The following is a 7,852-nucleotide window of genomic DNA, read 5'->3' on the forward strand; positions in this document are numbered from 1 at the left end:
CTGGCCGGACGGAAAGGCGGGCGATGATCCCGGAAGACACCGATGCCGACGACGCGAGGGTGATCGCGCGGTCGCGGCAGCAGCCGAGCCTGTTCGCCGTCATCTTCGACCGGCACTCGCGGCACATCCACCGCTACCTGGTCCGGCGGCTCGGCCCCACCACCGCGGACGACGTCCTGGCGGACACCTTCCTGATCGCCTTCGACAAGCGGGCGAAGTTCGACCCGGCCCGGTCCGACGCCCGGCCGTGGCTCTACGGCATCGCCACCAACCTCGTCGCGCGGCAGCGGCGGACGGAGGTGCGCGAACTGAAGCTCCGCCTGGCCGTCGGGCCGCCGCCCGCCGAAGAAGGGCACGCCGACCGGGTCGCCGACCAGGTCAGCGCGCAGGCCCTCGGGCAGCGGCTCGACCGGGCGCTGGCCGCGCTGCGGCCGCGGGAGCGGGACGTCCTGCTGCTCGTCGCCGCGGAAGGGCTCGGCTACCAGGAAGCCGCCGAAGCGCTGGCCATTCCCGTCGGCACCGTCAAGTCGCGCCTCAACCGGGCCCGCGGCCGCGTCCGCGCCGCACTCGGCCCCCTCGACCTCGTGAAGGAGACCTCCGCTCATGGATGACCTGGACCTGATCCGCGACCGCGCGGAAGCCGTCGGCTTCGCGTCGCCGGACCACCTCGCCCCGGCCCGGGAGCGGCTGCTGGCCGCGGCCCGTGGCGAACGGCGGCGCCGGCCGGGCCGCTGGTTCTGGGCCGCCGGCGCGTCGGCCGGCCTGGCCGCGGCGATCACCGCCGTCGTCGCGCTCGCCCCCACCGAAAAGGTCGGCATCGGCGCCGGCGTCGCGCACGCCGATCCGGTGAAGGTGCTGACCGAAGCCGCGAGCACGGCCCTCAAGGAGCCGGCCAAGCCGCCGCGTCCCGACCAGTTCCTGTACGTGCGGACGGAGGAACCGGAACACCACATCCGCGAGGTCTGGTTTTCCGTCGACGGCACCCGCGACAGCCTGATCGCCGGCTTCAAGGAAGGGGGCTGCCGCAACGGCAAGGCGCCGATGTACGGCACGAACGATCCGCGCAAGGAAGGCATGCTCCAGGACTGCACCCCCCGGCCGGTCTACCGGACGGACCTGCCGACGACCGCCGACGCGATGCTCGCCTACCTCGAGGCCGTGCCCGCCGACCGGAAGGGCGACGTCAACTCCATGGGCAAGGACGTCTACGGCCTGGCCTACGAGCAGGTCCTCCCGCCGGCGTCCTACGCGGCGCTGTTCGAGGCGGCGGCGCGGGTGCCGGGCCTGACTGCCGTCGACCACGTCACCGACGGAGCCGGGCGGCCGGGGGTCGGGATCACCTGGCCGGTGCCCGCCGGGTCGAGCCCGAAGGCGAAGCCGGTCGTGCTCGTTTTCGACGCGACGACGTACCAGTTCCTGGGCACGCCCGAATCTGCCGTCACGGTGAAGACGTTCGTGGACGAGGTGGGTCAGCGCCGGTGACGGTCGGTTGGATGCCCGGCGGCCGGTTTCCGGCCGCCGGTCACTCAACCATTCGGCGCTCCCATCCGTGCATCAAGGTGTGAGGACACCTTCGGATCGACGGCGGCTCTTCCGCGCGCGTGCCATGACGGTCGGCCTGCTGGCCGGTGCCGGGCTCGCGTTCGCCCACACCCTGACCGGCGTCCCGGCCACGGGCCCCGTCCTGGCCGCGGCGACCGGCGGGTACGGCGTGGGCGGCACGACGGCGCCGGTGACCACCACTCCCCCGCCGCCGCCGCCGGCGCCGAACCCGATCCTGCCCTTCAACGCGAAACTGACGTCCGACGACATCCCCGTCCCCGGTGGGGGCGTGCGCAGCGGCGCCTGCAGCGGCTCGCTGGTCGCGCCGCAGTGGATCGTCACCGCCGGGCACTGCTTCCACGACCTGAAGGACGCCCGGATCGGCGGGAAGCCGCCCTACACGATGACGGTGACCGTCGGACGGCTGAAGGACACCGACCCCGGCGGGTACACGACCGAGGTGGTGGACGTCCGGCAGTCGCCGGTGAACGACCTGGCCGTGGCGAAGCTCGCCCGCCCGGTCGAGGGCATCACCCCGGTGACGCTGGCCGAGCAGCGGCCGGCGGTCGGCCAGCAGCTGCAGTTCGCCGGCTGGGGTTCGCACTCGGCGACCGTGCTCGGCCCGTCCGACCACCTCAAACGCGGCCGGTTCCGGGTGTCGGGCATCGGCCAGGCGACCCTGGAAGCGCAGCCGGTCGGCATCCGCACGGTGGAGAACGGCCCGTGCCCCGAGGATTCCGGCGGCCCGTTCTTCGTGTCGGACGACGATCGCGGCGGGACACTGGTGGCCATCGTCAACACCGGGCCGCCGTGCCCGCAGCCGGGTCCCGAGACGATCGCGCGGGTCGACGTCGTGGCCGGTTGGATCCGCGAGCAGACCGGGTGATCACCGCCCGGCCAGGTCGGCCAGCTCTTCGGTGATCAGCAGGTCCGGGTCGAACTTCATGCCGGCGAAGTGGCCGGCCAGTTCGAGCGAAAGCACGCCGTGCAGGCGGGTCCAGAAGGACAACGCGCGGTGCAGGACGGCGGGCGGCGCGGGGTGCCCGCCCGCCCACTCGCGGTGGGTTTCCAGGTGCGTGCCGAACGGTGTCGGCGGCTCGCCGACGTCCTCCGCCGCGCACGCGTCGATCAGCACCGACATGACCTCGGACGAGATCGCGGTGGTGTCGTCCGGCGCGCGGTAGCCGGGCACGGGCGTGCCGTAGATCAGGAGGTAGCGCTGCGGGTCGGCGCGTGCCCAGTCACGGATGGCGTGGGCCAGCCCGGGCACGCCGGCGCCGGCGTCGCGGGCCGCGCGGACGGTGTCGGCGAGGCTGCGGTAGGCGTCGCGGATCAGGGCGGTGATCAGCTCGTCGCGGCTCGCGAAGTAGCGGTACAGCGCCGGGCCGCTCATGCCCACCTGCTTGGCGATCGCGTTGAGCGACAGCGCGGGCACCCCGGCCTCGGCGATCTGCTCCCACGCGTGGCGCTTGATGTCGGCGCGCACCTGGGCCCGGTAGCGCTCCCGTGAGCTCACGTTCTCGGTCACCGTTAGAGGCTATCACTTTTCCTATTGACACTCACGGTCGCTGAGTTATAGCTTCTAACTATCACAACAGCCACTAACAACCAGGGAGGAACCTTGATCACCCACCGGCTGCGTTCCGCACTGCTCCTGCTCCCGCTGACCGCGGGCCTCCTGAGCACCGCCGCCCCCGCCGGCGCCGCGACGGCCCTCACCTGCCGGGGAGCCGGCATCGACCCCACGGCCCGGATCCACTACCGGACCGAGAGGCTGATCGAGGCGCCGGCCCGGACGGCCTGGCGGCTGCACACCGACGTGGCCGGCTGGCCCGCGTGGCAGACCGCCGTCACCAGCGCAAGACGCCTCGACCCCGGCCCGCTGCGGCCGGGCTCCCGGTTCCGGTGGACCACCCCGGCGCCCGCCACGCCCTCGACGCCCGCCACCACGCTGGTGATCACCTCGACCGTTGAGCAGCTGCAGACCGGCCGGTGCGTGCGCTGGACCGGCCCGGCGGTCGGCGCCGGGCTGCGCATCGACCGCGGCGTGCACGTCTGGACGTTCACGCCGGTCCGGGACGGCGTGCTCGTCCGCACCGAAGAGAGCTGGACGGGCGGGCAGATCGAGGCCGACCCCGCCACCGCGCTCCGCTACCTGGCCCCCGGGCTCGACGCCTGGCTCACCGACCTCGAGACCACCGCCGAAGCCCGGAGGAACCGATGACCCTCACCGCCGCAACCTCGTCCCGCGTCTCGACGTCCGTCCTCGTCGCCGCCTGGGCCGTCCCGGTCATGGTGGCCGGCCAGTTCGCGCTACTGGCCGGCGTGCCGATCGCCGTCGTGCTGATCGGCGCCCGGCGCGCCCGCGCCCTCCGCTGGTGGGCGGCCGGCCTCACCGGCGGGTACGCCGGCGCGCTGCTGCTGTGGCTGGCCGGGCCGAGCAGCGCGCCGAGCCTGTCGAAGTACCTGAGCCCGGCCGCCACCGCGGTGTTCACCGCGGCCGGCGTCGCGGTCGCGGTCGCGGCCACGATCAGCCGCCGGCGTGCCCGATGACGAACGCCGTCAGGAACCCGATGGTGGCGAGCAGGCCGGTGTAGAGCTCGGTCCGCTCGAACGCCTCGGGGATCATGGTGTCGGCGATCATGGCCAGGATCGCCCCCGCGGCCACCGCCGTGATCGCGGCGACGGTCGCGGGGGACGCGGTCCGCAGCAGGAGGTTGCCGGCCAGGGCGGCGGCCCCGCTGACCACGGCGATGCCGCTCCACACGCCGAAGACGTACCGCGCGCTGCGCCCGGCGGCCTTCATGCCGGCCGCGCTGGACAGCCCTTCCGGGACGTTCGAGATGAACACCGCCGCGAGCACCGTCACCCCGATCCCGCCGCCGCCGAGCAGGGACACGCCGAGCACCACGGATTCCGGGATCCCGTCGAGCAGCGCCCCGACGGCGATCGCCGCCCCGCTGCCCGCGGTGTCCTGTTCGGACGGTTGCTGGTCACCGGAGCGCTTGCGGTGCCGGGCGCCGCGGCGGGCGAGGAGCACGTTGATCAGGACGTACACGGCCGCACCGCCGAGGAAGCCGCCCGCGGTGGGCACGAGCCCGCCGGCCCGCTGAGCCTCGTCGACCAGGTCGAAGGCGAGCGCGGAGATCAGCACCCCGGCCCCGAAGGCCATGATCCCGGCGACCACCCGCCGCGACACCCGCACCCACCACGCCACGGCGGCGCCGAGCACGAGCGCGATCCCGCCGACGAGGCCCCACAGCCCCGCCTCCACCCACTGCGGCACGAAAACCACCTTCCGCCGGCACTTCCGAGCATCCGACGGAAGACTACCCAGGACGGCCCTCGCCGAACACCGGCATTGTCCTGATGTGCGAGGACAACCCCGGCCATTCGCCGTCCTGCCGGGCGGCGGCCCACCTGGCGGGGGTGCCTCCGATCAGCGGCTTCGCCGAGGCTCTCGAAATCTGCGCGGGATGTGGTGCGCGTCACGGAATGCCGGGCGATCTTCGGCGCTACACACAGGAGTAAGCGTTCGTCCACAAGGGAGGGCCATGTCCGCCACCACCACTCCGGAAGAGTCCGCCACCGTACCCGTGCTGGAGGACTTCGACTTCCCGCTCACCGACGGTGCCGCCTGCCGCATCGACGACCCGGACTGCGAAGCCTGCCAGTGAGATCAGGCTCCGGCCACGGTGCATCCACGTGGCCGGAGCCTGAGCCGTGGGGCAGGAGCACCTAGACGTGCATGGCCAGCCACAACGCCATCCAGGCCAGGCACGCGAGCGCGCCTCCGACCCCGAACGCGAGCAGCACGCGTCGCAGGGCCGCGACGACCCCGGCCCGGCCTGACATCTCGGTGATTCCCGCTTCAACCATGGCCACCTGATGCCCTTGTCCGCGCGGGGCAAACATCGGCCTCAGGCGTCGTCCCCCGATTCACCCATGACCAGCCCCTCGATCGTGTGCTTCTGGGTGATCGGGCGCAGGACGTCGACGACCGGGCAGTCCAGGTGGGCGCGCAGGGATTCCGGCAGCGACGCCCAGAACTCGCGCGTCACCGCCGTGTCGTGGCGGGCGTCGTTGCCCGCGCCGGGTGCGTCCAGGCCCAGCACCAGGACCGGGCGCGCCTTCGCCGAGTGGTTGGCGGTGCCGCGGTGGACCGTCAGCGCCGACCGGATCGAAATGTCACCCATGGCGGGGAACTTGCGCGCCGCGAGCTCGCGGTAGCGCGGGTAGGCCTCGCGCGGCGGGAACATGCCGTGCTCGAACGCGCCGCCGTCGTCCCAGTGCGTGCCGGGCGCGATCTCGAACGGGCCCATGTCCGGCTCGGTGTCCACCGCGGTCACGTTGACGGCCAGCGACGTCAGCCGGCGCTCGCGCGCGGTTTCGACCGGCATCGGGAAGTCCCGGTGCCACGGTTGGTCGACCGCGCCCGCCAGGGGGACGTCGAAGCCCACCTCGACGATCCGGTACGCCGGGCCGAGCACCGACTCGGCGATGGCGGTGATCCACGGGTGGGTGGCCAGCTCGGCGAACCCGCGCAGCTGCTCGGGGTGGATTTCGACGTAGTAGCGGTTCGGGCCGCGGCCGACGGCGCCGCCCGGCCGCGCGCGGGCTTCGGCGAACGCCGTGTCGATGTCTTCGCCGAGCCGCCGCACCCAGTCGCGGGTGAACGCGCGGGGCAGGCCGATGATCCCGTCGGCGTACAGGCGCTCGGTCAGCGCCGCGACTTCGGCCGGGGGCAGCGGGGCGGGGACGGTCTGGTGCGTGGTCATCCTGGCCTCCTGAAATGGGCACGACGGCGTGGCGAGCTCAGTTTGCAACGTGGCATGCCACGTTGCAAGAGGTACGATGCGCCGGTGAACCCGAATCTGCGCGACGTCGCCGAGCACGCCGGCGTGTCCGTGCGCACGGTGTCCAATGTGGTCAACGGGTTCCGCTACGTGGCCCCGGCGACCCGCGAGCGGGTGCAGGCGAGCATCGACGCGCTCGGCTACCGGCCCAACCTGGCCGCCCGCACCCTGCGCCAGGGCCGGACCGGGCTGGTCGCGCTGGTGATCCCGGAGATCGACTCGCCGTACTTCGCCGAGCTCGCCGCGCGGACCGTGCGCGTCGCCGGCACCCGCGGCCTGACGGTGCTCATCGACCAGACCGACGGCGACGCCGAGCGCGAAAAGGAGCTGTTGCACGGCAAGCGCAGCCAGCTCGTCGACGGCGTCCTGTTCAGCCCGTGGGCGGTGGCGCCCGCGGAGCTGGCCGCCCGCACCGACACCGTCCCGCTGGTGCTGCTCGGCGAGCACGACGGCACCGGCGGCGTCGACCACGTCGCCATCGACAACGTCGCGGCCGCGCGCGAGGCCACCACGCACCTGCTGGCCTCGGGCCGCCGGCGCGTCGCGGCACTGGGCATCCAGCCGCGGTCGCTGAACGCGACCGCCCGCCAGCGTCTGGCCGGCTACCGGCAGGCGCTGGCCGAAGCCGGGCTGCCCGCCGAGCCGGAGCTCGAGGTGCCGGTGAGCCGGCTGCACCGGGCCGACGGCCACCGGGCGATGCTGCGGCTGCTGGACGCGGACCGGCCGCCCGACGCCGTCTTCTGCTTCACCGACGAGCTCGCGCTGGGCGCGCTGCGGGCGGCCGCCGACCGCGGCGTCGCGGTGCCGGAGTCGCTGGCGTTGGTGGGTTTCGACGACATCGAAGACGGCCGCTACAGCGTGCCGGCCCTGACGACGGTGTCACCGGACAAGGACCGCATCGCCGAACTCGCCCTCGGCCGCCTGGCCCGGCAGGCGGCCGAGCCCGAGCCGCCCCGATCGATCGTCGCACCACACCACCTGGAAGTGCGCCAGACGAGCTGAACCCGCCGCGGCCCGGCCAGCACCGACGGGTCAGCAACCAGCGACCGCCACCCGATCGCGCCCAGCCTTCTTGCCCGCATACAGCGCATCGTCGGCAGCCCGGATCACCTCGTCGAGACTGGCTCCGATCACGACCGGGTGCAGCGCCGCGCCGACAGCGTCACCAGCTCGGCCGCCTGGCCCGGCAGGCGGCCGAGCCGGAGCCGCCCCGATCGATCGTCGCACCACACCACCTGGAAGTGCGCCAGACGAGCTGAACCCGCCGCGGCCCGGCCGGCACCGACGGGTCAGCAACCAGCGACCGCCACCCGATCGCGCCCAGCCTTCTTGCCCGCATACAGCGCGTCATCGGCCGCCCGGATCACCTCGTCGAGACTGGCTCCGATCACGACCGGGTGCAGCGCCGCGCCGACAGCGTCACCAGCTCGGCCGCCTGGCCCGGCAGGCGGCCG

11 protein-coding genes are annotated in these 7,852 nt (G+C 73.5%); 7 read left to right on the forward strand and 4 right to left on the reverse strand.

Annotated features, from left to right (window positions below; genetic code table 11):
* The first annotated feature begins 23 nt into the window (after positions 1-23).
* The 3 genes from AB0M93_RS34045 (at position 24) to AB0M93_RS34055 (ending at position 2,428) form a co-directional block, all read left to right on the forward strand.
* A complete protein-coding gene (locus AB0M93_RS34045; protein ID WP_364281339.1) occupies positions 24-611 on the forward strand; it encodes an RNA polymerase sigma factor in 588 nt (195 codons plus the stop codon).
* A complete protein-coding gene (locus AB0M93_RS34050) occupies positions 604-1,482 on the forward strand; it encodes a CU044_5270 family protein (protein WP_364281341.1) in 879 nt (292 codons plus the stop codon). The genes AB0M93_RS34045 and AB0M93_RS34050 overlap by 8 nt, the downstream gene beginning before the upstream one ends.
* Before the next feature lie 124 nt (positions 1,483-1,606).
* Positions 1,607-2,428, forward strand: coding sequence for a trypsin-like serine protease (locus AB0M93_RS34055; RefSeq protein WP_364281344.1), 822 nt, complete (start codon positions 1,607-1,609; stop codon positions 2,426-2,428).
* On the opposite strand, the gene AB0M93_RS34060 is transcribed toward AB0M93_RS34055, so the two are convergent.
* Positions 2,429-3,070, reverse strand: coding sequence for a TetR/AcrR family transcriptional regulator (locus tag AB0M93_RS34060; protein WP_364281347.1), 642 nt, complete (start codon positions 3,068-3,070; stop codon positions 2,429-2,431).
* 93 nt (positions 3,071-3,163) lie between these two features.
* Between AB0M93_RS34060 and AB0M93_RS34065 the strand changes: the two genes are divergently transcribed.
* Positions 3,164-3,766, forward strand: a complete 603-nt coding sequence (locus AB0M93_RS34065; RefSeq protein ID WP_364281350.1) for an SRPBCC family protein — start codon at positions 3,164-3,166, stop codon at positions 3,764-3,766.
* Positions 3,763-4,095 (forward strand): hypothetical protein, encoded by a 333-nt coding sequence (locus tag AB0M93_RS34070; protein WP_364281353.1) that lies wholly within the window; start codon positions 3,763-3,765, stop codon positions 4,093-4,095. Before AB0M93_RS34065 ends, AB0M93_RS34070 begins: the two co-directional genes overlap by 4 nt.
* On the opposite strand, the gene AB0M93_RS34075 is transcribed toward AB0M93_RS34070, so the two are convergent.
* Positions 4,073-4,828 carry a ZIP family zinc transporter gene (locus tag AB0M93_RS34075; RefSeq protein ID WP_364281356.1) on the reverse strand — a complete coding sequence of 252 codons (756 nt, stop codon included), beginning with the start codon at positions 4,826-4,828 and terminating at the stop codon, positions 4,073-4,075. The genes AB0M93_RS34070 and AB0M93_RS34075 overlap by 23 nt on opposite strands.
* Before the next feature lie 268 nt (positions 4,829-5,096).
* On the opposite strand from AB0M93_RS34075, the gene AB0M93_RS34080 reads away from it, so the two are divergent.
* Complete coding sequence (locus tag AB0M93_RS34080) at positions 5,097-5,219, forward strand: hypothetical protein (RefSeq protein WP_255410324.1); 123 nt, start codon at positions 5,097-5,099, stop codon at positions 5,217-5,219.
* 61 nt (positions 5,220-5,280) lie between these two features.
* On the opposite strand, the gene AB0M93_RS34085 is transcribed toward AB0M93_RS34080, so the two are convergent.
* Complete coding sequence (locus tag AB0M93_RS34085) at positions 5,281-5,421, reverse strand: hypothetical protein (protein WP_199199367.1); 141 nt, start codon at positions 5,419-5,421, stop codon at positions 5,281-5,283.
* A gap of 41 nt (positions 5,422-5,462) precedes the next feature.
* Complete coding sequence (locus AB0M93_RS34090; RefSeq protein WP_364281359.1) at positions 5,463-6,320, reverse strand: phytanoyl-CoA dioxygenase family protein; 858 nt, start codon at positions 6,318-6,320, stop codon at positions 5,463-5,465.
* Between the two features lie 84 nt (positions 6,321-6,404).
* Between AB0M93_RS34090 and AB0M93_RS34095 the strand changes: the two genes are divergently transcribed.
* Positions 6,405-7,400, forward strand: coding sequence for a LacI family DNA-binding transcriptional regulator (locus tag AB0M93_RS34095; protein ID WP_364281361.1), 996 nt, complete (start codon positions 6,405-6,407; stop codon positions 7,398-7,400).
* Positions 7,401-7,852: the final 452 nt, after the last annotated feature.

The organism is Amycolatopsis sp. NPDC051102 (assembly GCF_040682815.1).
In the GTDB taxonomy this organism is placed as follows: domain Bacteria; phylum Actinomycetota; class Actinomycetes; order Mycobacteriales; family Pseudonocardiaceae; genus Amycolatopsis.